Raw genomic sequence first — 24,298 nt, forward strand, 5'->3', positions numbered from 1 at the left:
AGTAAGTAGCCCAAGGGAACCTCCCCCTTAGGCCCTCTCAGAACCGGACGTGAACCTCTCAGCTCATCCGGCTCCCATTATCCAGCCGATGGTAATATTCCAATTTTCCAATGCGCGAATAAATTTCTTTCTCGCTTGGCGATTTCCCCTAACCAATGTTCCGCTTTTCTTCGTGCTTGTCGCTTTTTATATTTACGACGAACCCACTTCACGAGACATTGGTTGATGTAGCGCAGTAGACTGTACATTTCTGATTTATAGAATTTCATGTAATAGTTCATCCATCCTTGAATTTTACTATTGAACATATTCGCTAAATCCTCTAGCTTTTTGTCCGCTTTTAATTGTAATCGCCAATTCCTTACCTCTTTGCGAATCGCCTTTTTCGCTTTATCTGATACAGCCGGAAGAAAATTTGTGAAGCATTTTCCATATTTATTCTTGGCGCCTCTAGGTCTAAACGTAAAGCCCAGGAAATCGAATGTCGTTATCGGATAGTTCCCCATCCTATCACTATCTCTGCAGTAAACAATCTTTGTCTTATCAGGATGTAACTCCAAACCAAAGATTCTAAACCGTTCTTCCAATCTTTTCTTCAGATATTTCGCTTGCTTTAGGGATACACAATGAGTAATACCATCATCGGCATATCTAGCCCACTGTATATTAGGAAATTCTTTTTCCATGAAGTCATCAAACGTATAATGAAGAAACAAGTTCGCTAGAACTGGACTGATTACACCACCTTGCGGTGTCCCGGCTTTTCTCGAAACAGTCGAACCATCTTCCCTCTGGAAAGGTGCTTTTAACCATCTTTCCACATATAGGATAATCCACTTCTCTTGAGTGTACCTTTTTACCATTTCAATTAGATAGTCATGTCTGATATTGTCAAATAGTCCTTTAATATCAAATTCCAGTACCCAATCTCTTTTCCAGCATCTAACTCTTGTTTTCTCTATTGCCTGGATTGCCGACTTATTCGGCCGATAGCCATAAGAATCCTCATAAAACAATCGTTCTACTACAGGTTCAAAATACATCTTCGCTACCATCTGTGCAATCCTATCTTCAACTGTTGGAATCCCAAGTACTCTCAGCCCACCACTCTTTTTAGGAATGGATACTGCCTTTACCGGTTTTGGGAAATAACTTCCCGATGATAATCGATTCCACAGTTTGTATAGATTATCTTTCAGCTTATATTCATAAGCCTCAATTGATTCTTCATCTACTCCAAAAGTTCCTTTATTGGCTTTTACTTTTAGAAATGCTTGGTAAACTGCTTGTTTTGAAATATTGTATGACTTTGTTTCTTGCATAAGTTCCTCCTCCTTAAAGTTGACTTATCCTTGAAACTGGATAACTCAGGTTCTTCGCTCCACTCTCGTTACAAGAGCTTCTTCACTACTACAACCCAATCTGCCCCCATGACTGCATCGGTACTCTTTTCTTGCGGGGCTTCCGCTTGAAATACTCCCTTGACATCAGCCCGTGGGTTCCCACGTTCCATATAGACGCCTATGTTATGTTCATGCCACCTTTATGCCGCCCGCCGCCTGATCAGTAAACAGGTTTCCTCCAAGCTCATCCTAGGTCAACGACTATACCCAGTTTTGACGGAATTTATACGCTTTCGACACTTCTGTGGGTGGTTCGTATGGTCACTCATCTCCATAACACACACCTGACAACTCTTGGTTGCCTTTTCCTTAACGCTCAATACCATAGCTTTTGACTACAGCACCTTAAGGTGGTTTGAAACCTCCACCTGTATGGCGGTTTCGGCAGGCCGTCTGCCATCATCTATACAGCATAGCTGCTTTGAATAGTTTATCTATTCACGCACACTTTCATGGCGCACAGTCATCGGCGTATCGAACAAATTTATGTCCTAGATTTTCTAGCACTTGATCAAATTCGTTCAGGTAGATGTTACTTAACAGGGGAGAGAGATTGCCTCCTTGGGGCGTTCCTTCTTCCGTTGTTGTGATGAGTCCATTTTCCATTACACCACTCATTAAGTATTGACGGATCAGTTTTAGGACTTGTTTGTCCTTTACTTTCCGCTCAATGAAATACATCAGCTTATCGTGATTTACGGTGTCAAAGTAGGCTTTCATATCAATGTCCACCACATATCGGTAACCTTGTTCATAATAAGATTTTGCTTTCTTCACTGCGTCATGTGCGCTGCGATTTGGGCGAAACCCATAACTATTATCTGAGAATTCTGGTTCAAATAGCGGTTGTAACACTTGATTGATTGCCTGTTGAAGCATACGATCAATAACCGTGGGAATTCCTAGTTTTCTTACACCGCCGTTTGGTTTCGGTATTTCTACTCGCAAAACAGGCTGAGGTTTATAGTTCCCTTGGCGTAAATTGGATAGTAATTCCTCGCGGTGCTCTTTCAAGTAAGGAAGCAGTTGATCGACGGTCATCCCATCTGCACCAGCCGCCCCTTTATTTCTGACTACTTGAAGATACGCTTGATTGAGATTATTCCGCTCTAGAATTCTCCCAAACAGATTTTCTACACCATCTTGTTTCCTCTGTTCACCGCAAGAAGTGCTGCGCACTTCATCATACCCTTCGTGTTCCACACTAGCTCTTTGATGATAGCCAAGTTTTCTTGTTTTCTGCGGTCGTCGCATCTTCTCACACCTCCTAAATTATTCAAGATTCTTATTGTTCAGTCCTTCGTAACGGTCAGTGTCGTTACTACTATGACCTCGGCTGACTTCTCATGATTCACCATCATGTCGCCATGATCGTTGTGCTGGTTTGTTTTCATTCAACGCCCACAACACCCTCATGAGATCTCCCCCGGTAAGAGTGAAAACTTTCCTCCTATGTAACTGCTAGATTTACTGTATAGGTTTCGGGCAGTATTGGACTTTGTCTTGTGATGAAGACTTATCCGACCTAATTCAGCCTTGTATCTAGTTTCTGTTCGTCAGTTCAGGAGTTTGCGTCCGACTTCCTTCAGCCACAACCTCACGATTGCCACCTTGTCTTTCGCTAACAGTTCCTACTGCCAAGCCTGTAGTGGACTTTCACCACCAAGTTTTCACCCATGCAGGGCGCACACCAAAAAGGAAGTTAACGCTTATTCGTTAACTTCCTTTTTAGCTTCTTTGATTTCATGATTGATTTGTCGCTGCTTTTTGAATAGTACATAAATCATCCCTATCAAGAACGGCAGCAAGTATGTCGCGTAACGATATAATAGCAATGAAGACACGGCATCTACTCTTCCAACAACATTTCGAAATAATAAAACATAAACAAACTCAAAGCCGCCGATTCCCCCTGGCGCTGGCAAAACACCACCAATAATCACCGTGAAGCTGATAAAAGCCACTGTCAGCCAAAGATCAATATCAGGATAATCTTGAACCAATATGAAATAGGGTAACGAATACCAAACAACTAATTTTGCCATATTTGAGCAAAATACTCGAATAACAGAACGACGATCACGGATGAATGATTTGATAGCACCACGTAAAGAATAAACTTGATTATTCACCTGATCAACGATATCTCTTAATTTTTTTCGTTTGAACAAGCGGTTGCAAATGATTACTAATACTACCTGTGCATTGATATTAAGACTTAATACCAATAAACTCGAAATAATTAGTAATGTTACCAAAATTCCAGCAAGCACTAAAAAGATCCCGTTTGAGATATGTTCTTGAATCGCATCGCTTTTCACAATTAAAAAGACCAGCGCCCAAACCATTAAGGCGATTTTATAGGTGACCATTCTCAAGGCACTCGTGCCCGTTCCTTCAGAATATCTCAGATCCTTTTTATGATAGTAAATAACCTCAGATACAATTGATCCTGTACCGAATGTGATAACACGATAGAAAGTTGCATATGCGGATGCAAAGAATCCGTCTCGAATGGTAAATTCTGGGTTGAATTCACCCGCAATATTTTTAATCGTGTACCCTTCGATTACTTGACTAATTAAACCGAGTCCTGTCACACCTAAAAGGACCGGTAAAGAAGTTCTACCCAGTTCGGTGAAAATATCACTTAGAGAGTCACGAATAACGAAGATAATAACGCCGATCATTACTATAAATATAAGGATATTTAGAATCAATTTACGATTGATTGATAAGTTCATTTTTTTGCCTCATTTTTTTCTTTATTGCTATAGCCTACCACATGCGAATGAGCAAAAAAAGAAAAAGCTTCAAGTTTTCTCAAAGCTTTTTCAGAAAAATTATTATTTAGCATTATTTTCAATAATCTTTACAATTACGTCAACTGCTTTTTCCATCGTCTGTAATGAGACAAATTCAAAGCGACCATGCATATTTTCAGCACCAGCAAAAATATTTGGCGTAGGAATACCCATAAATGAGATTTTAGAACCGTCTGTCCCGCCACGGATTGGTTCAATGATTGGTTTCACATCAACCTCTTCCATCGCACCCTTAGCAAGATCAATGACACTCATGTCTTTTTCAATGATTTCACCCATGTTGTAGTATTGATCATACATGTTGATTTCCACACGTTCTTGATCAAATTGGCTATTCATTTTTGCTTGTAGATCTGTAATCATTTGTTTACGTTCTTCAAATTTATCACGGTCATGGTCACGAATAATATAGGTCATTTTCGCTTCTTCCACATTTCCATCTAAAGCTAATAAATGGAAGAAACCTTCACGTCCATCTGTTTTTTCTGGTCGATCGCCTTCTGGTAGTTGGTTATGGAAATCAATTGCCATTTGTAACGCATTAATCATCGTGTTTTTAGCTGTCCCTGGATGAACGTTTTTCCCATGCATCGTGATTTCTGCTTGAGCAGCGCTAAATGTTTCATATTGCAATTCGCCAATTGGACCACCATCCATAGTATAGGCGAAATCTGTGTTGAACTGTTTCACATCGAATTTATCCGCACCGATACCGATTTCTTCATCGGGACCAAAGCCGACACGTACTTCACCATGTTTGATTTCAGGGTGATTAATCAAATACTCCATCGCTGTCATAATTTCAGCAATCCCAGATTTATCATCAGAACCCAGTAGTGTTGATCCATCAGTAGTGATTAATGTTTGTCCGACGTAGTTTTTCAAATTCGGAAAATCTTTTACATTTAATGTATATTTTACGTCAGCATCTAACTTAATAGTAGATTCACCATCATAATTTTCAACGATTTGAGGGTTGACTCCTTCTGCGTTGAAATCTGCTGTATCCATGTGAGAGATAAAACCGATAGTCCGCGCTTCTTTGTCAAGGTTGCTTGGCAAAGTGGCGATCACATAGCCGTTATTTTCGTTGTAGGTAATCTCCTGCATACCGATCTCTTCTAATTCCTTCATCAGCTCTTTAGCAAAGGCTACCTGTGTTTGAGTTGAGGGTGTTGTGGTGCTTGTCGCATCAGAACGAGTTTCTGTCTTTACATACTTTAAAAAACGCGGTAATAAATTTTCGTACATCTTACTCTCTCCTTTAATGCTATTTATTTAAATGAAAAAGGATTTGTGGAAGTCTCAGATACAAAAAATTCAACCTTCCAGTCCTCTTCATTTTTCCATTGGTTAAATAAGTCTACCAGTTTTTCTTTACATAGCGACTCAATATAGTGTCCTGGATCAATTACCAACATTCCTGTTTCTTGCATGTCATGAGCGGTATGATAGTAAACATCTCCAGTAATATAAACATCCGCCTTTGCTGCTACGGCCTCACGATAAAATTTTTCTCCGCTGCCGCCGCAAATTGCTACGCGTTTAATTGTTTTCTTTGTCTTATGAGGATAAACCACACGTAAGCCTTCCAAATCAAACGTATTTTTCACTTTTTCAATGAAGTCTTCTGTCGGCATCGCTTCCTTTAATTCGCCGACTCGACCAATTCCATACTTTTCTGCCAAATTATCAATTTGATAAATATCATAAGCAGGTTCTTCATATGGATGAGCAGCAAGCATCGCTTGAACTACCTCCGTTTGCCGTGTCTCAGGAAACAGCACTTCAATTTTACTTTCTTGGACCTGTTCAGCAACATTCGCCGCGCCGATTGTCGGATTTGCTTCTGCATTTGGCGTAAAACGCCCTGTTCCATTAATGGTAAATGAAGTCGCTTGATAATTTCCCTGTTCTCCTGCACCAGCTTCAGCCAATGCTTGGCGCATTTTTTTTGCGGCCTCTTGAGGAACGTAAACTGCCAGTTTTTTCATGGATACCGTATGGGTGTGAATTAAATAATCCGTATCAAAAACAGCTAATGCTTCACAAAACCAATCATTCAATCCATTTTCAATGATATCCATATTCGTGTGCGCCGCAAAAACCGCGATATCATGTTTGATCAAATCCGCATACATCTTTGTTTGAATATCGTCAGTCGTTAAACGAGAAACAGGACGAAAAATCGGTGGATGCTTCACAATTAACAGATCAATTTTTTTCTCAATCGCTTCATCGACAACTGCTGGTCGAACATCTAAACTCATCATGATTCGATTGACTTCTTTATTTAAAGTACCAATATGAAGGCCGACAGGATCGCCTTCTTCAGCCAACCATTCGGGACAATATTGATTAAAACGCTGGATAAATTCACTTCCCTGCATCTTCAAGTACCTCCTTGATCCATTCAATTTCCAGTATAACCTCGCGGATTTTTTCGGTAACATCTTGATCACTTTGGTGTAAACTAGTTAAGATTTTTTCCATTTTGCTTAGTTTGTGCTGCCATTTTTTGATAAAAACAGGAGCTTTTTCTTTCAGTAAAACTGGTCCAAAGAATAGTTCTTTGGCAGTATAATCCGGCTGCACTAAATCTTTATCAGCAACAATCAGCTCATAAACTTTCTGATTTTCTTCAATGATGGCTTCCTCTGTGATCGTATAGCCTTCAGCTACTAGCCATTGACGTAATTGACGCTCTCCAACATTTGGTTGTAGAATCAAGCGCTCTTTACCGGATAGGCGCGCTTTTTCTTTCCCACGTTGTAAAATATCGCGGATCAAGACACCGCCCATTCCGCAAATAGTGATGGCTGAAATCTGATCATTCAATTCAACTGCTTCAAGTCCATCCGCTAACCGAACATCAATTTTGTTCTCTAAACCATTTTTTGCTGCTTGCCTTTTAGCTGACTCATACGGGCCTACTACGACCTCTCCTGCAATACTATAAGATATCTTGTTTTGCAGCATTAAAGCGACGGGCAGATACGCGTGATCTGAACCTATATCTGCTAAACGTGCATCTTGCGGCACAAATTCTGCCGCTTTTTGTAAACGAATCGATAAATCTTTCGCGTTCATTTTTTCACATCCTAAAAGTAATTATAACACTCCTTAAAAAAAGCGCCCCCTAAAAAGAGCTAAATGATAGCGCTTTTTAATAGGGCGTTTGCCTTTTTCTAAGGATATTTTTGTTTTTTTAACCGTTTCGGCGATTTTCACCGATTACCCAGATTTCTCTACTTAAATAACGAACACGCTCCATAATCCGCTTTGCTTTCAAAGGTTCCTCATCGCCTCGTTGTGTAACGGATAAATGTTGCTCCAATTGATCCATATTGAAATTAGATGAGAAAAAGGTCGGTAATTGCTCCTGCATTCGATGCTGCAAGATCACTCCTAGCACTTCATCGCGAATCCAAGCGCTCATGGAGTCTGCACCGATATCATCAATCATTAAGATTGGTGCCCGTTTTACTTCATCTAGTTTTGGACCTACTTTGTCATTGGAGATCGCTTGTTTCATTTCTCCAGCAAATGTTGGAAAATGTAAAAGTGTGGTTTCGAAACCCTTAACTGCTAGTTCATGGGCAACAGCTCCTAACAAGTAGGTTTTCCCTACACCAAAATCCCCCACTAAAAACAAGGCTTTATGAAACATTTTTGGTGCTGCCTCATATTGATTAATGAAATCCAGAGAAGCCTCCAATGCTTCACTACGCCCAGAGGTAACCTCAAAGGTGCGAATCGAGGCCTTGCGAATATCTTTGGGCATATCTAGCGAATTCACGCGATTGCGGATTTCCTCTTCACGCTTCATACGCAACAGCTCATCTGTCGGTACATAGGTCACATCAATAAAGTGAAAGTTTAAACTCAATTGCGGTTCATAACCCGGTGCAATCATAGTTGGATCAGAAGCTAAATATTTTTTCTTTTCTTGAACAAACTCATATAATTTCGCAAAGGATTTTTCGATATCCTCTTGTGTCAGCTTTTCTTTGTGCTCTTCGATAAACTGACGAACATCTGGATCGGCCAAAACTTCTTCCATCATTTGGCGGTAACGACCATCGACCCCACGGCTTTTAATGATGCGATTCAACTCTTTTCCTACATCTTCCATTAATCGTCACCTTCTTTACTTAAATATTCCGCTAATTTACGGTTCAATTCTGCTTCTTTTTCCGGTGTTAATTTGGTCTCTTTAGGTGGCTGTTTGATGTGCTCTGGCAACGCTTCTTTACGACCCGCTCCGCGTTTTTGATAAGCTGGACGACTGGTCTGAGGTTTGCGAACCAGTTTTTGATTGTTCTCACGTACATGGGCGATTGCCGCTTCAGGACTGATAATTTTTTTCTGTGCCCAATCATTTGCGATAGCATTCAAATAGTTCGCATTGATTACCGCTTGGTTTTGAATGACCAAAATATAATTGATGATTATATTGATGACGCTTTTCGGTAACAAATTGCGACTAATCAATTCTTCTAGCAATCGAACTTCCGTATTTGTCTCAAATCCGCCTTTTTCGCGTTTAATCGCTCGTAAAAATGTTACTGGCGCAATTTTTTTGCTTTGAGCAATGACCTCTAATTCCTGCGGAGAAAAACTTCCGTTATTGGCAGAGCTATCGATCATCGTTTCTTTAGGCTCAGCAGATACGTTGGGACGTTTTTCCTTGTTGATCAGCTGACGTAAATAGCTAAAATTCAACCCGTTTTTTTCACCAGCACTTGCCTTCGCTACATACTCTGCTAAATCCAATTCATTCAAGCCATACAAAGTTTGAAAGGTTTGCAGCTTTTCACGATCATCATAACTCAAAAACAAATTAAAGCGTTTAAGCTGTTGCGTAAACAATGACCAATCAAAATCTGTTTGGGTAGAAAAAGCCTCTTGTGTTTGTTCTAAACTTTCACTTTGGCTGGCAAAAGCTTTATCATCGAAACGATAAACTTCACGAAAACGTTTGGTAATATTCTTGACTTCACCTTTTTCAAAGGTTTTCGGCTTGAAGCGCTCAACTAAACGTTCATAACGTCGTTTTCCTACCTTGTCCATCAGTAAATAAGCCATCAAAGGATCTTGAAAAAATTTCTCTGGAATCAATGGAGGGTGAAGCTGATAGAGCAAACTCATGCCAATTTCATTATCTGTTTTTTGAAACGTTTCTAACAAACCAATGCCTTCTAATTGTTCTCGCGCTTTCACCAGATTCATCAGTCCAGTATCCACTGCAGCTAATAAATCCGTATGCATGAGGCTGGCACTCTTACCCTCTATGCTAACATCGCTAACAAAAGTTAAATATAAGCTTAATGCGTTACTGCCGATAATCGGCTGATATAAATAAAGCAACGCATCCTGTTTGCTTTGATCAAGTTGTGGCTCACCGTAGACCGTGTAAAAGGTGCTGGGTTTTAGTTCTTCTGCCACTAAAAAGCCTCCTACTCATCATCTGTTGACTTTGCTTTGTCAACGATTTCCTGCAATTCCTTCAAGAATACAGACATGTCTTTAAACTGTCGATAAACACTCGCAAAACGAATATAGGCGATCTCGTCCACTTCCATTAAATCCTCCATGACAAATTCGCCGATTTGACTCGTAGGAATTTCATTTTCTCCCATACTGCGAACACGATTTTCTACATGATCCACGATCTGTTCCATCTGTTCCATAGCTACTGGACGTTTTTCTGCAGAGCGAATCAACCCGCGTAAAATTTTATCACGACTGAACTCTTCGCGATCCCCATTTCGTTTAACAACTAATAAAGGAGCTGCCTCAATACGCTCAAAGGTCGTAAAACGAAACCCGCAGCTCTCGCATTCTCTTCGACGGCGGATCGCTCGCCCGTCATCTGTTTGTCGACTATCAATTACTCGTGAATTATTATGATTACATCTTGGACAACGCATAATTTCACCCGCACTTTCTTATTAATTAGAATGACTCACTTTGTATGAATATCTTTTTGTTATATAGAATAATTTCTCAAAAACAAAAACAGGTTTGAAAGAAAACTTTTTTGTTTATATAACATGAGTTTACCATAACCAGCCCACTAAAAAAAGCGTCGTAAAGCTACGACGCTGAATTCTTTAAGAAACAAATTTTTTTCTTTCTAACCATTTAAGAACCTCTTGACGCGTTGTTTCTTGTGAATTGCAATTATCAAATACGAAATCCGCTCTTTTTTTCTTTTCCTCTAACGGAAGCTGGCTATTAATGCGTTTTAAAGCTTCTTCTTCAGAAAGATTATTTCTTGCCATCAGGCGTTCCAATTGGATGTCTGGTGTAACATAAACTGTTGCCACTTCATCCATCATTGATTCGTAATGTCCTTCGAATAAGAGTGGGATATCAACAATCACCAAGTGACTTCCTTTTTTTGCCTCTAGTGTTTGTTTTTTTATTTCATCACGAATAAATGGATCAAGTGTTTTGTTTAACAGATGTCTTTTTTGCTCATTTTGAAAGATTAAAGTTCCCAATTTTTTGCGGTCCAAACTACCATCGTTTTGCAAAATTGTTTTACCAAAAACTTTCTCTAAAGCCATCAGTCCTTCAGTACCCGGCTCTACGACTTCCCGAGCAATAATGTCTCCATCAACAACTGGAAATCCTTCTGCCTTAAAAAAATCTACAACCGTTGATTTTCCACTAGCGATACCACCAGTAACACCTAATACAAAGCTCAAATTCTACACCTTCTTTAGTTTTTGGCAATGAGGACAAAGGTGTGTCCCTCTTTGCGCTACTTTGATTTTGATAATTGGTGTGCCACAACGCGAACACGGTTCACCAGTTTGTCCGTAGACGTGCAATTCTTGTTGGAAATGTCCAGCCTCTCCAAGCGCATTTAAATAGGTTCGAATGGTCGTTCCGCCTGCCTCTTTCGCTTTTCCGATCACCTCGATAATCGCTTCACGCAACTGGCGAGCACTTTGAGAACTCAACGTATTCGCCGGTTGTTCAGGATGAATCTTCGCTAACCAGAGGACTTCATCAACATAGATGTTTCCTAAGCCTGCCACGATTTTTTGATTTAGTAATAGAGGCTTGATCATGGTGGAAGCCTTTTTCAATTTAACTTTAAAATCAGCTAAGTCAAAATCCGCATCTGTCGGCTCAGGGCCTAACCGCGTCAAACCTTTATACTCTTTCGCCGTTCCTTTTTTCAATAGAGCCATTCGACCAAATTTACGTACGTCATGATAAATTAACTCAGAACCATCAGTAAAAATGAAACGAACATGGCTGTGTTTGTCTAACGCAGTCGGCTGATCAAAAAATTCATACTTTCCTTCCATCCGTAAATGTGAAACCATCTCGTAATGTGTAAATTCAAAGATCAAGTACTTTCCACGTCGATCCACTGTTTCTATTGTTTCACCGATCAATTGCTGCTGAAAAATATCGATCTCGGGAAATTCAATAATGCGCGGCCAATAAACATCAACTTTCGCAATCGTTTTATTCTTAACCAAAGAGACCAAACCTTTTCTGACAGTCTCTACTTCTGGCAATTCTGGCATTTTACTTCACTCCTAAATCAAAAAGCTGGAATTTCTCCCAGCTTCTTTTTATTTTGCTTCATACCACGTTTTGCCCCAATTACTGTCGGTTAACAACGGGACATCTAACTGAACAGTGTTCTCCATCACTTCTTTGACTAATTTGTCTAATTGTTCCAATTCACTTTCTGGAACTTCGAAAACAAGCTCATCGTGTACTTGCAACAGCATCGTCGCCTGTAGTTTTTCCTCCTTCAAACGTTTTGCCATCTCAATCATTGCAAGTTTTAAGATATCTGCTGCACTTCCTTGAATTGGCGTATTTATGGCTGTTCGCTCTGCAAATGAACGAAGATTGAAGTTTCGCGCATTAATATCTGGTAAATAGCGTCGTCGATTATAAAGTGTGGCAGCATAGCCCTTATCTTTAGCCTCACGTACGCTTTCTTCCATATAACGTTTTACGTCTGGATAATTTTCAAAATACGTATCGATATATTCTTGTGCGGCCTTGCGCGTAATTCCCAGATTTTGTGATAGCCCATAATCAGAAATACCATACACAATTCCGAAGTTTACTGCTTTGGCATTTCGACGCATATTCGGCGTCACTTCATCTTCAGTAACATTGAAGACACGCATCGCGGTACTAGTGTGAATATCCATACCATCACGAAACGCCTGCTTCAAATGCTCATCCCCAGAAATATGTGCTAAAACACGCAATTCAATTTGAGAATAGTCAGAAGAATAGATTACCCAGTCTTCATCACGAGGAACAAAAGCCTGACGAATCTTTCGTCCTTCTTCTAATCTAATTGGAATATTTTGCAAGTTTGGATCAACCGAACTTAATCGGCCGGTTTGGGTCAAGGTCTGAATATAGCGTGTATGAATCTTATTATCCCCTTGAATCACTTTTAATAATCCTTCAACATAGGTTGATTGGATTTTTGCAATTTGACGATAATTTAAAATATGTTCAACGATTGGGGCCTGTTCACGCAGCTGTTCTAAAACATCTACCGCTGTCGAATAACCTGTTTTTGTTTTCTTAATAACTGGCAAATTCATTTTTTCAAACAAGATCACGCCCAATTGTTTTGGTGAATTGATATTGAACTCTTCACCAGCTTCTTGATAAATTTTTTCTTCGATTTCTTGCAAACGTTTCGAGAATTCTCCCCGCATAGCCTGTAACGTTTGTGCATTAACCGTAATTCCGGCAATTTCCATTTCTGCTAAAATACGAGAAAGGGGCAGTTCCATTTGGTAAAACAGCTTATCTTGTTTCTTCTCTTCCAATTCTTTCTCTAGCTTATCATTCAGGAAATGAATTGCCTTAATTTTACGAGCTAAATGTCCAAAGAAAATTTCATCATCTTCAGGCAACCCTTTTTTGGCTCCTTTTCCATAAATCTGGTCATCCGTTTGAATTTCTGTATAACCATAATACTGTGCCACACCCGCGATATCGTTACTGTTATCATTCGTATCTAATAAATACGCAGCTAATAAAACATCAAAGTTGATTCCCTCGGTTTTTGTAATATAGCGATTCAATGCCACATAAGTACGCTTAGCGTCATAAACCTTCTTACCATTTGCTGTTTCAAGCCATTTCTTAAATGCCTCATTTTCAAACAAAGCCAATTCATTTGTTACATAAATTTTATCTCCAGTGCCCCAAGCGACACCCACGATATCTGATAAATGATAATTGTCCTCTAGCATTTCAACATATAAGGCGGCATCGGCATCAAACATCTTTTCGTTAAACTCCGTGACAACTTCGAATTTGATGTCCTCTAACTCAACTTCCTCTTCTTCCACGTTCAATTTATTTAAAAAGCCTTTGAAATCCATCTCCTTAAAGAAAGGAATAAGCTTATCCAAATCTTTTCCGTTATAAACTAATTCATCAATGGAAATTTCAACTGGTGCATCTAATTTGATTGTAGCCAATTCCTTAGATAAAAATGCTTGATCCTTATCATTAATCAAATTTTCTTTCATTTTACTTTTCTTTAGTTCATCAATACTTTCGTAAACACCTTCAACACTGCCAAACTGCTTCAATAATTTGATTGCCGTTTTTTCTCCGACTTTTGTTACGCCTGGGTAATTATCCGAGGTATCTCCGGCAAGTCCTTTCATGTCGATGATTTGATTTGGCGTTAACCCGTCATATTTTTCGGCAACATGTTCCGGAGTGTAAGATTCGATTTCACTAACACCTTTAACTGTAATATCCACTTTAATCTTATCTGTCGCTAATTGCGTTAAATCGCGGTCTCCAGATAAAACAACGACATCATAGCCTTCATCCGCTGCTTGATGGGCCAAAGTTCCAATAATGTCATCCGCTTCGTAATTGTCCAACTCATAATGTTTCACGCCGAGACCAACTAATAATTCACGTAAGTAAGGCATTTGCTCGCGAAATTCACCAGGAGTCTTTGAACGACCACCCTTATATTCAGAATACATAGCTGTCCGAAATGTCGTGTTGCCGGCATCAAAAGCAACTAATACATGGGTAGGTTTTTCACGCTCCATCACGTTTTCAAACATATTGTTGAATGCATAGATCGCATTCGTATGTAGGCCATTTTTATTTTTAAAGCGCTCCAACGAATTATGCAAGGCAAAAAAAGCACGGAACGCTACACTGTTTCCGTCAACTAATAATAATTTCTTTTCACTCATCTCTTCGACTCCTATTTCCTATTCAGGGATTTTTTTAGAAATGTTCTATAAAAATTAATGAACGAGACTTTCAATCCTTCACGATTCATTTTAACAAAGTATTCGTTGAAAAGAAAAGAATGAAGCTATTTTGTTTTCAATATTCACTAGTCCAAAAAAAAGAGACGATTGCTCGCCTCTATTTACTACTTCCAAAAATTCGTAAGAATGAAATAAACAGATTAATGAAATCTAGATACAACTGCAAGGCCATAAAGACCGCAACGCCATTTCCAACTTCACCATTTGTTCCAAGATAGATTTTACGAATCATTTGATTATCATAAGCTGTAATCCCGGACATTATTACTACCATTAAAATAGAAATAAAGAAATCTACGGCACCGCTGTGTAAAACAAAAACATTTAACAGCATCGCAATGATAATCCCCAACAAGCAACTTAAAGCTGCTCGACCAATTCCAGATAAATCACGTTTAGTAAAAGAACCCACAAGTGACATTACTAGAAACGTCGCTGAGGCTGTAACAAATGCTTGTGTCACAGTCCCTAGATCATACATTGCTAAGGTGACAGCCAGTGTTAAGCCATTCAAGGCAGAATATACAATAAATCCACTAATTGCTAATGTAGGATTTTTCTGTGCTTTAATACCAAGAAAAACCACTAAGGCAATTTCAGCGATCCAGATTCCCCAAAAGCCTAGTGGGAAATTCTGAATAAAACTGCCCATTTGATACGCCCACGGCCCTAAAGTCATATAGGAAATCACCGCACTGATTCCAATGCCCAATGCCAAGAATGCATAGATTTTTCCATAGAACCGATTTAAACCATAAACGCGTGCTTCTTGATTATTCATTTATCTCATCTCCTAATTGTGCTTGTGGCGGTTTCACCATTACCACAGCATCCAAAATGCGTTTTTCTTCGTTATCCGTTGCTTCTACCGCTTCAACGGAAATAGTAACGACATCTTTCATTTTATCTACTTTGATTACTTCAAACTCAAAGGTTAGTGTTTCATAGTGAAAAACTGGATCAATAAAATTAATTGAAAAATTCACTACGTGAGAACCCGGTCCTGGTAAATGTTTAGAAATCGCACTCGTAATGATGCCCATTAACATAATCGAGGGTACAAGTGGCTGTTCGTATTCAGTTTCTTTTACATAGTCATGTTGGATGTACAAAGGATTTGCATCATTTGTCAAACCTAAATATAAAAGAATCTGATTATCTTCGATCGATTCCGTTAACGATAACGAGTCACCTTCCTCAATTTCGTCAATCGTTTTGCCTATTTTCCGAGCCTTCATATTATACAAATTCATTCCCTCCGTCATTTGTTCTATTCATTATTTTATCAGAAAGCAAACAAAACACAAGTTTGTACATATTCAAGTATAAAGATTTATGCAATAAATAAACCCGTGAATTTCGCCAGATTTGTTAAAAGAAGGGCTCTGACAAAAAATGTCTGAACCCTTCTTTTATATTATAATACGTTGCGTGTCGTATTACTTAATAAATCTTCGTATGCACGTTCAAACTTTTGAACATCTCCAGCGCCCATAAAAATTACGACGGCATTTTCATGATCCAATAAAGGCGACATGTTTTCTTCTTTGATTACTTGTCCACCCTTTTGAATCTTTTCACCTAAATCTTCTATTTTTACATCCCCTGCCGTTTCACGAGCAGATGAAAAAATATCGCACAGATAAACTTGATCGGCTTTGTCCAGGGCCTCAGCAAACTCGTCCATCAAAGCAATTGTCCGAGTAAATGTATGTGGTTGGAAAACAGCAACCAATTCTTTTTCCGGATATTTTTGACGAGCAGCATCAATCGTTGCTTTGATCTCAGCTGGATGGTGTGCATAATCATCAACGATAATCATATCAGCAACCTTTTTCTCAGTAAAACGACGTTTAACACCAGAAAAAGTCAACATTTCTTCTTTAACTTTGTCCATATCTAAATCTTCAAAATAGGCAACCGCAATAACAGACAAGGCATTAAGAATATTGTGCTTACCAAATGATGGAACTGAAAAACGCCCAATAAATTTTTCTTTATGGTAAACATCAAAGGCCGATCCATTTGTTGTCCGAACAATATTGCGTGCCTGAATATCATCGTTTTCAGATAATCCATAATAATAAATCGGTACATCTGCTTTTAGTTTACGTAAATATTCGTCGTCCCCATAAGCAAAAATTCCTTTTTTAACTTGAGAAGCCAAGGTTTGAAAGGCTTCAAAAACATCCTCGATACTCTTGAAATAATCAGGATGATCAAAGTCAATATTTGTCATGATTGAATAATCAGGCGCATATGCCAAGAAATGTCGTTGATATTCGCATGCTTCAAAGGCGAAGAAAGTCGCATCTGGAACACCATGTCCAGTACCATCACCAATTAAGTAACTCGTTGGCGCTAATCCGTTTAAGACATGCGCCAGCAATCCAGTCGTACTTGTTTTACCATGCGAACCTGTTACTGCAATACTAGTATAGGGTTGAATAAATTCTCCGATAAAATCATGGTACCGAACAATTTCTAATCCTAATTCTTTCGCCCGAGCGATTTCTTCATGGGTATCTGGAAAGGCATTTCCTTGAATGATCTTCATGCCTTCCTTAATATTGTCTTTACTAAATGGCAAGATCGTAATGCCGGCTTTTTCTAGATCACGTTGCGTGAAAAAATATTTTTCAACGTCAGAGCCTTGTACATGGTAGCCCTTTTCATGCAGGACCAAAGCCAATGAACTCATGCCTGATCCTTTGATTCCAACAAAATGATAAAGTATCTCTTTATTATTCATTTAATCCTCTTCCTTATATGTACAAAATTGTTTGCGGTTCACATTATCATATAAATCCGTAAAAATAGCAATCTTTTATTCTTCAGATTACCTTGCCACTTCCTATGATTCAATTGTCTTCAAAAATTCTAGCTGTCCATGACAACTTCCACAAACGTATCGTTTTGTATCAATTTTTCGACGGCGCTTAATTTCTTGATGGCATTTTCGACACTGATATACTTGAAATGTGACTGCCACAAGTTTTGGAGCAAATCGTGATCCGCCAGTTTTTTTCAACAGCTGTTTAAACTCCAGATCCTTGTGCTGATAACCTCTTCCTGCCAGATGAAGATGATAATGACAAAGCTCGTGCTTAATTACTTTGATTAATTCCACTTCACCATATTTTTCAAAAAGAATCGGGTTAAAATCTAAATCATGGCTTTTCAAATGATAGCGTCCACCTGTCGTTTTAAGTCGACGATTAAAGCGGGCATTATGACGGAAGGGTTGTCGAAAAGAATCATGAGAGATCTTTTCGACGAGAGCCTGTAATTCCTGATTAGTCATTTTTATCACTTTGAACCATTGTCAAACTGATACGTCCTTTTTTGACATCAACTGCTTCGACCCAAACAGTCACCACGTCACCAACCGAAACTACGTCAGTTGGATGTTTTACATACTTTTTACTCAATTTAGAAATGTGGACCAATCCGTCCTGTTTTACTCCAATATCAACAAAGGCTCCGAAATCAATCACGTTTCGAACAGTTCCTTGAAGCTCCATTCCCGCTTTTAAATCTTCCATCGTCAATACGTCTTGACGTAATAAAGGAGCGGGCATTTCATCACGCATATCTCGCCCTGGTTGAAGCAAGGCTTGCAAGATATCCTTAATCGTTTCCTTACCAATTTCAAGCTTTTGCTGCAATTGACTTAACTGTAATGCTTTGATTTTTTCTGTGGCTTCCACAGAACCTAATAATTTTAGGTCAACCTCAGCAAGATCCAAAATTTCTTTTGCACTATTGTAGCTTTCTGGGTGAATGGCAGTTGTATCTAACACATTCTTTGCTCCAGGAATTCGCAAAAAACCGATAGCTTGTTCGTAAGCTTTTGGTCCTAAGCGAGGAACTTTTTTCAATTGCGGACGCGAGGTAAATGCACCGTTTTCTTCACGATAGTTAACAATATTTTGCGCTGTCGTTTTGTTTAAGCCAGAAGCATACTGTAATAGCTGTGGACTAGCCGTATTGACGTTTACTCCGACTTGGTTAACCGCGGTCTCTACTACAAAATCTAAACGCTCAGAAAGACGTTTTTGAGAAACATCATGCTGATATTGACCAACACCAACAGCTTTTGGATCGATTTTTACTAATTCTGACAGCGGATCTTGCAATCGACGCGCGATGCTGACTGCACTTCGTTCTTCAACCTGCAGCTCAGGAAATTCTGTCCGGGCAATGTCGCTGGCTGAGTAAACAGAAGCTCCTGCTTCATTAACGATCACATAAAAGACTTCTTGTTGAACTTGTTTTAGTTGTTCAGCTACGAATAATTCAGATTCACGACTTGCAGTGCCATTGCCGATCGCAACCATCTCAACGTTATACTTTTTAATTAACGCTTGAAATGCAGGTCCAGCAGCTTGTCGTTTTGCCTGAGGAGCCGGCTTGTGAGGATAAATCACTTCAATCGCTAAAACTTTTCCGGTTTCATCTACCACAGCTAGTTTACAGCCAGTACGATACGCTGGGTCAAATCCCAGCACGACTTTTCCTTTTAAAGGTGGTTGCAATAGTAAATTGCGTAAATTTTCACCGAAAATATTGATCGCTTGTTCATCTGCCTCTTCCGTCAATTCATTTCGAATCTCCCGTTCAATCGCAGGTCCGATGAATCGTTTATAGCTATCTTTGTAAGCTTCACGAACAAACTCCGCAGTGACAGCTCGAGTATTCTGCACTAATTGACGTTCAAGATATTCATAGATTTTTTCTTCTTCGACCACGATTGAAACTTTTAAAATCTCTTCTTTTTCACCACGATTGGAGGCTAACACACGATGAGAAACCATTTTGTTGATTGGCTCAGCAAAATCATAGTACATTTCATAGACACCTTTTTCATCTTTATCGGCATCCTTGACCTTGCTCTGATACACACCTTTATTTTTCGTATACGAACGAATCCACGTGCGAAAATCAGGATTATCGCTAATTTGTTCGGCTACAATCTCATGTGCTCCTTGCAAAGCTTCCTCAGCATTGACGATGTTTTCATTTATAAACTCGCCAGCTTTAGCATAGACATCACCAGATTGCGGAAAGCTCACCAAATAATTGGCTAAAGGCTCTAACCCGTTTTCTTTAGCGATCGTTGCTTTTGTTCGACGTTTTTGCTTATATGGACGATATAAATCTTCAACCTTTTGAACTTTAACTGCTTGTTGAATTTTCTTAGCTAACTCGTCTGTTAATTTTCCTTGCTCGTCAATTAGTCGTAAAACTTCTTGTTTACGCTTTTCTAAGTTTTCCAAATAATTGTAACGTTCTTCGATTTCACGAATCTGTACCTCATCTAAACTGCCTGTCATTTCTTTACGATAACGAGCAATGAAAGGTACCGTATTTCCGTCTGTAAGTAATGTCAAAACGACATTGATCTGCTGCGGACGATAATCCGTTAATTCTTTATTCAGTAGTTGAATGATTTCCTGGTTTAAATTCTCTGCCATTTCAATTCCTCATTTCATCCAAAATCTTATCTATTTTATCATATTTCAAGAAAGATTGCTTATTGATCTCAAGCAAAAAATGGACGTCCCCATATGCGTTCAGCGTCAAGAAATATGAAGGGTTTTCTGAAAGTACTCCTCAAAATTCCGATTTATTTCTACAGACACTGCTTATACGTCGCCGTTTATTCGTAAATAGGAGCTGACCAAAATATCTAAAAAATTATGGATCAGCACTTTTAACTCTCTTTTTTTCTTTGCTGTATAAAATTGGGCAGCTCTGATAAAAGCAAACCTGTCAAAGTCAATAAAATTCCAATGAACGTTTTAAGCGTCAACCTCTCACCCAAAATCAAAACAGAAGCTATCGTAGTCAGCATTGGAATGGTGTAAATGTACACTGCTGCTCTTACTGCTCCAAGATTTTTGACCGAAAAATTCCAAGTTACAAAGCACAGAGCGGAAGCACCAATGCCTAAGAAAAGAAGATTACCCAAACTTTCCACTTGCAAAAAACGAGAAAAATCGAACTTATCCAGCGTAATAACTAAAACTGGCAGCATAAACAATAGACCATAGAAAAAAATCCGCTGTGTTGTAGCAATAGTTCCATAACCAAACTCGCTAATTTTTTTCACTATTAAAGAGTAGGAAGCCCAGCAAATTGTTGCCACCAAAGCCAAGCCATCACCAATCGGATTAACATTCAGTGTTCCTGAAAGACTGATCAATGAAATTCCAATCATTGAACAAATAAAGCCTAAAATAAAAACACGCGGGATCATTCCTTGCTTCAAAACAAAGCGGCTGATCAAGGCAGTCATAAAAGGACTAACCGAACCAATGATCCCGACGTTCATTGCTAAAGTATAGGTCAGTGCGACGTTTTCTAAATAATAATATAAAAAAACACCAAATAAACCAGCAACTATGTAATACCGTTCCTCTCGCCAGCTCTTAAAGGGCAAGAATTTACGTGAGACTATTGTTAAAACAAGAAAACCAATAAGAAATCGCACGAAAAGAATTTCGATTGGTAAAAACAACTCAAGTAGCACCTTAGTAGAAATAAATGTCAACGCCCATATGACAACGGTAAAACTCGCGGATAAATGACCTTTTACAATATCTGACATAGTATAAAAGAATTTCCTTTCTCAATTTTTAACAATTATAAATAACAGAACCCTACAGCATAATCCTGCTTAGTACGATATTAATCCTAAACTAATTAAGACTCTACTAAATCACTATGACATTTTGTAAAGAATTGCGCAATGCAATTAACAAAAAAATGATACTGAGACCAGAAGGATTTTTGAAATCAAAAAAAGCGAACGCTTCAAAACTTTTAAATTAGAAAGTTTTGAAGCGTTCAGCTTAAATAGTGAGATCTTCACTTTATTCTTCAATGATACAAAATAGTGACTTCAATAATTGTTGAATCTTTTTGAACGTTAAAAATCTGGTTGCCATGGTCCGTCCGTATTAGGGATTTCGTAATCATGAACAATGCCATTTTTATCAAAAACCACCCCGTGCAGAGTTCCGCCAAAGACTGCTCCACCATCAACTCCGATTTTTCCATCAGATTGCCAAAGGGCTGTCGTTTGCATATCTCCATATAGCATTGGTGTAATAGTATGACCAAATACAATTGTTTTTCCTGTATTGTTTTTACCTTCATGAAACGGTTCGCGAATCCACAAGAAATCTTGCAGGGAGGTTTCCTTCCAATCCTTTGTCAAGTCAACTCCAGCATGAACAAAGACATAATTGCCCCACTCATAATAGAATGGACGTTCCGCTAAAAAATTCAACATATCTTTGTACCGACTACGGATCATCATAGCAATCTCAGTCGGTGAATATTCATCTGTCGCGCCTTTATGTAACAAACTTTCAATCGTTTCTTTTCCACCATTATAAAGATAACTTGGAAACCAATCTTCTGGACTGTTCATAAACTCCAGAAAATATTGCTCATGGTTTCCCCTTAAATAGATTGCTTGGTATTTTTTTACAAGTTCCATTCCTAAAAGCCAACAGTCTTTACTTTTGGGCCCTCGATCATTCAGATCTCCAATCAGGATCAACTGCTGTTCGTCCGGCTGAAAATTTTTTAAGATTGATCTGAACATATCGTATTCCCCGTGAACATCACCAATTACAAAAACCTGCTCCATCTTTGTTCGCCCCTAACTGAAGAACGCTTTAATTACCTGATACTACAAAATAATTTCCATCCGCATCAACAAAATTGAATAAAAACTCTTCGCCAATTTGAGCCAACTCTCCTAATTGAACATCCACCTTCTGCAATTTTTTGTACAATGCCATAACATCATCACTTCCAAAAATTAAAGCGGGAGATGGCTCAGCTGCTTCATCATCATTTTTTTCAATAAATTCTCGATCGTAGATTACCAGACGTGTCGTACTATTTTGACTCATCGCTACTTCTGCCACTTGAGAACCATCCAATTCTTCAAAACTAATCTCGACAAATCCTAAACTTTGCCAAAAATTACTAGCTTTACGTACATCATTTGCATATAAAATTACTTTTACCTGTTCGTTAAACAAAATATTCACTCCAAAAAATACATATTCTAAATCTACATACACTCAATATATCAAAGAGTGGCCTCTAATGCTAATCCAATAAAAAATATCTCTCGGTAACCAATGTTCTGGTTTCATTGAAGCACTACGGTCATTTAGCTAGACTAGCAAGTTGAGTGTAGCAAAAAAGACTTGGTCGCGCCAGCCAAGCCTTTCATATTAAGAATTTACTTCAATCGAAGCATTTTCATCATGTAAAATTTCCCGGTCTAATTCATGGATGCGTTCACTAGTTACGACGCCAGCAACCATACTGCCACTGACATTAACCGCGGTACGAGCCATATCAATCATCGGCTCCACAGAGATTACTAAACCAACGATCGCCACTGGTAAGTTCATCGCACCTAAAACGATTAATGAAGCGAAAGTTGCTCCGCCTCCGACACCAGCTACGCCAAATGAACTAATAGTTACGATAGCAATTAGCATCACAATAAATTTCAAATCAAAAACATTTACACCAACTGTAGGTGCTACGATTGTCGCAAGCATTGCTGGATACACACCAGCACAACCGTTTTGACCAATCGAGATACCAAAGCTTCCTGCAAAGTTAGCCGTAGCTTCATCTACACCTAACGCTTTGGTTTGTGTTTCAATATTCATCGGCAACGTTCCCGCACTTGAACGTGAAGTAAACGCGAAGCTCAATGCTGGGAAAGCCTTCTTAAAGAAGTTGATTGGGTTCACTTTTACACCTAACAGAATAATAGAATGAACCAATAAAACAACGATCAATGCACTATAAGAGGCTAAAATGAACTTACCTAAGTTAACAATTGCTTCAAAATCACTGGTTGCTAATACATTTGTCATCAAAGCAAAGACACCATATGGCGTTAAACGTAACACTAGCGTCACGATACGCATAACAACCTTATATAAGCTTTCAATCAAATTCGCAAAGAATTCCGCTTCTTTTGGTGCTTTTCGTCGAACACCTAAAAAGGCAATCCCTACAAAAGCCGCAAAAATTACCACACCAATTGTACTTGTTGGTCGTGTTCCCGCAAAATCAGCAAAGACATTAGTTGGGATGAAGGATAAAATCTGTTGCGGAATTGAAAAGTTTTGAACCATTGACTGACGATCCGCCAACTCTTTGATTCGAGCAGTTTCAGCTGCTCCTTTAGTAAATGTCGCACCATCTAGTCCAAAGACCATAACAGCCACAATCCCAATCAAAGCAGCGATTGCCGTTGTAGCCAATAATGTAACTAAAACATTGGCACTGATTTTTCCAAGCTTCTTGCTTGATTTCATTTTGGTAAAGGCACCAACGATCGAAATAAATACTAAAGGCATAACTAACATTTGTAATAATGAAATATAACCATTACCAACGATTCCAATCCATTCCATCGCTTGAGAAATCACTTTGCTACCATTACCTAAAAGTAATTGCAAAACCCCGCCGAAAACAATTCCGGCGCCTAATCCAGCAAAAACGCGATTAGAAAATTTCACATGTCTTTTTTGCATTTGGTAAAAAGCCACAAGCAACGCAACGAATACTAGAATCACTAATACAGTGAACAGAGTTGTCATTGTATTCCTCCTTAAAATAGCTTTCTATAATGACAAGTCTGTCAAAGGAAGTAAAGGTTCCCGGTATTTGTTCTTCAACAAAATACCCTAAAATA

Annotated in this window: 21 protein-coding genes and 1 pseudogene; all 22 read right to left on the reverse strand. The window is 38.8% G+C overall.

Translation table 11 applies throughout. The annotated features are described in order from the left end of the window. Nucleotides 1–77: 77 nt before the first annotated feature. Entirely contained in the window at nt 78–1,322 is a 1,245-nt protein-coding gene (gene ltrA / locus OMU_RS06295; RefSeq protein WP_016178253.1) for a group II intron reverse transcriptase/maturase, read from the reverse strand. Between the two features lie 68 nt (nt 1,323–1,390). Then, complete coding sequence (locus tag OMU_RS23885; RefSeq protein ID WP_016178252.1) at nt 1,391–1,513, reverse strand: hypothetical protein; 123 nt, start codon at nt 1,511–1,513, stop codon at nt 1,391–1,393. 349 nt (nt 1,514–1,862) lie between these two features. Continuing rightward, nucleotides 1,863–2,657 (reverse strand): annotated as a pseudogene (gene ltrA, locus OMU_RS06300) (group II intron reverse transcriptase/maturase); the annotation flags it as partial. Nucleotides 2,658–3,112: 455 nt separating this feature from the next. Beyond that, nucleotides 3,113–4,147 (reverse strand): lysylphosphatidylglycerol synthase transmembrane domain-containing protein, encoded by a 1,035-nt coding sequence (locus OMU_RS06305; protein ID WP_016179134.1) that lies wholly within the window; start codon nt 4,145–4,147, stop codon nt 3,113–3,115. Nucleotides 4,148–4,249: 102 nt separating this feature from the next. Next, on the reverse strand, nt 4,250–5,479 hold the full coding sequence (pepT, locus tag OMU_RS06310) for a peptidase T (RefSeq protein WP_016179135.1): 1,230 nt from the start codon (nt 5,477–5,479) through the stop codon (nt 4,250–4,252). A gap of 23 nt (nt 5,480–5,502) precedes the next feature. Beyond that, nucleotides 5,503–6,624: a Nif3-like dinuclear metal center hexameric protein gene (locus tag OMU_RS06315; RefSeq protein ID WP_034876975.1), complete on the reverse strand. Its 1,122-nt coding sequence runs from the start codon at nt 6,622–6,624 to the stop codon at nt 5,503–5,505. Next, on the reverse strand, nt 6,605–7,318 hold the full coding sequence (locus OMU_RS06320) for a tRNA (adenine(22)-N(1))-methyltransferase (RefSeq protein ID WP_016179137.1): 714 nt from the start codon (nt 7,316–7,318) through the stop codon (nt 6,605–6,607). The genes OMU_RS06315 and OMU_RS06320 overlap by 20 nt, the downstream gene beginning before the upstream one ends. A 118-nt stretch (nt 7,319–7,436) precedes the next feature. Further along, nucleotides 7,437–8,363, reverse strand: coding sequence for a primosomal protein DnaI (gene dnaI / locus OMU_RS06325; RefSeq protein WP_016179138.1), 927 nt, complete (start codon nt 8,361–8,363; stop codon nt 7,437–7,439). Beyond that, nucleotides 8,363–9,676 (reverse strand): DnaD domain protein, encoded by a 1,314-nt coding sequence (locus OMU_RS06330; protein WP_016179139.1) that lies wholly within the window; start codon nt 9,674–9,676, stop codon nt 8,363–8,365. Before OMU_RS06330 ends, dnaI begins: the two co-directional genes overlap by 1 nt. 11 nt (nt 9,677–9,687) lie before the next feature. Then, nucleotides 9,688–10,161, reverse strand: a complete 474-nt coding sequence (nrdR, locus tag OMU_RS06335; protein ID WP_016179140.1) for a transcriptional regulator NrdR — start codon at nt 10,159–10,161, stop codon at nt 9,688–9,690. 183 nt (nt 10,162–10,344) lie between these two features. Further along, a complete protein-coding gene (coaE, locus tag OMU_RS06340; protein ID WP_016179141.1) occupies nt 10,345–10,944 on the reverse strand; it encodes a dephospho-CoA kinase in 600 nt (199 codons plus the stop codon). A 3-nt stretch (nt 10,945–10,947) separates the two neighbouring features. Then, the gene (gene mutM, locus OMU_RS06345) at nt 10,948–11,781 is read right to left on the reverse strand and encodes a DNA-formamidopyrimidine glycosylase (protein WP_016179142.1); all 834 of its coding nucleotides are present in this window, start codon (nt 11,779–11,781) and stop codon (nt 10,948–10,950) included. 48 nt (nt 11,782–11,829) lie between these two features. Continuing rightward, the gene (gene polA, locus OMU_RS06350) at nt 11,830–14,469 is read right to left on the reverse strand and encodes a DNA polymerase I (protein WP_016179143.1); all 2,640 of its coding nucleotides are present in this window, start codon (nt 14,467–14,469) and stop codon (nt 11,830–11,832) included. Nucleotides 14,470–14,647: 178 nt separating this feature from the next. Next, nucleotides 14,648–15,331, reverse strand: coding sequence for a Bax inhibitor-1/YccA family protein (locus OMU_RS06355; protein ID WP_016179144.1), 684 nt, complete (start codon nt 15,329–15,331; stop codon nt 14,648–14,650). Continuing rightward, nucleotides 15,324–15,803 (reverse strand): MaoC family dehydratase, encoded by a 480-nt coding sequence (locus OMU_RS06360; RefSeq protein WP_034876970.1) that lies wholly within the window; start codon nt 15,801–15,803, stop codon nt 15,324–15,326. The genes OMU_RS06355 and OMU_RS06360 overlap by 8 nt, the downstream gene beginning before the upstream one ends. Before the next feature lie 164 nt (nt 15,804–15,967). Further along, nucleotides 15,968–17,302 carry a UDP-N-acetylmuramate--L-alanine ligase gene (gene murC / locus OMU_RS06365; RefSeq protein ID WP_016179146.1) on the reverse strand — a complete coding sequence of 445 codons (1,335 nt, stop codon included), beginning with the start codon at nt 17,300–17,302 and terminating at the stop codon, nt 15,968–15,970. Between the two features lie 102 nt (nt 17,303–17,404). After that, nucleotides 17,405–17,854 (reverse strand): SprT family protein, encoded by a 450-nt coding sequence (locus tag OMU_RS06370; protein ID WP_016179147.1) that lies wholly within the window; start codon nt 17,852–17,854, stop codon nt 17,405–17,407. Continuing rightward, complete coding sequence (locus OMU_RS06375; protein ID WP_016179148.1) at nt 17,847–20,027, reverse strand: Tex family protein; 2,181 nt, start codon at nt 20,025–20,027, stop codon at nt 17,847–17,849. The genes OMU_RS06370 and OMU_RS06375 overlap by 8 nt, the downstream gene beginning before the upstream one ends. Before the next feature lie 239 nt (nt 20,028–20,266). After that, nucleotides 20,267–21,163: a DMT family transporter gene (locus OMU_RS06380; protein WP_016179149.1), complete on the reverse strand. Its 897-nt coding sequence runs from the start codon at nt 21,161–21,163 to the stop codon at nt 20,267–20,269. Nucleotides 21,164–21,484: 321 nt separating this feature from the next. Next, nucleotides 21,485–22,213, reverse strand: a complete 729-nt coding sequence (locus tag OMU_RS06385) for a metallophosphoesterase family protein (RefSeq protein WP_016179150.1) — start codon at nt 22,211–22,213, stop codon at nt 21,485–21,487. A gap of 28 nt (nt 22,214–22,241) precedes the next feature. Continuing rightward, complete coding sequence (locus OMU_RS06390) at nt 22,242–22,613, reverse strand: VOC family protein (protein ID WP_016179151.1); 372 nt, start codon at nt 22,611–22,613, stop codon at nt 22,242–22,244. Nucleotides 22,614–22,811: 198 nt separating this feature from the next. Continuing rightward, on the reverse strand, nt 22,812–24,203 hold the full coding sequence (locus OMU_RS06395; RefSeq protein ID WP_016179152.1) for an L-cystine transporter: 1,392 nt from the start codon (nt 24,201–24,203) through the stop codon (nt 22,812–22,814). Nucleotides 24,204–24,298 lie beyond the last annotated feature (95 nt).

It is taken from the genome of Enterococcus avium ATCC 14025 (assembly GCF_000406965.1).
Taxonomy (GTDB): domain Bacteria; phylum Bacillota; class Bacilli; order Lactobacillales; family Enterococcaceae; genus Enterococcus_A; species Enterococcus_A avium.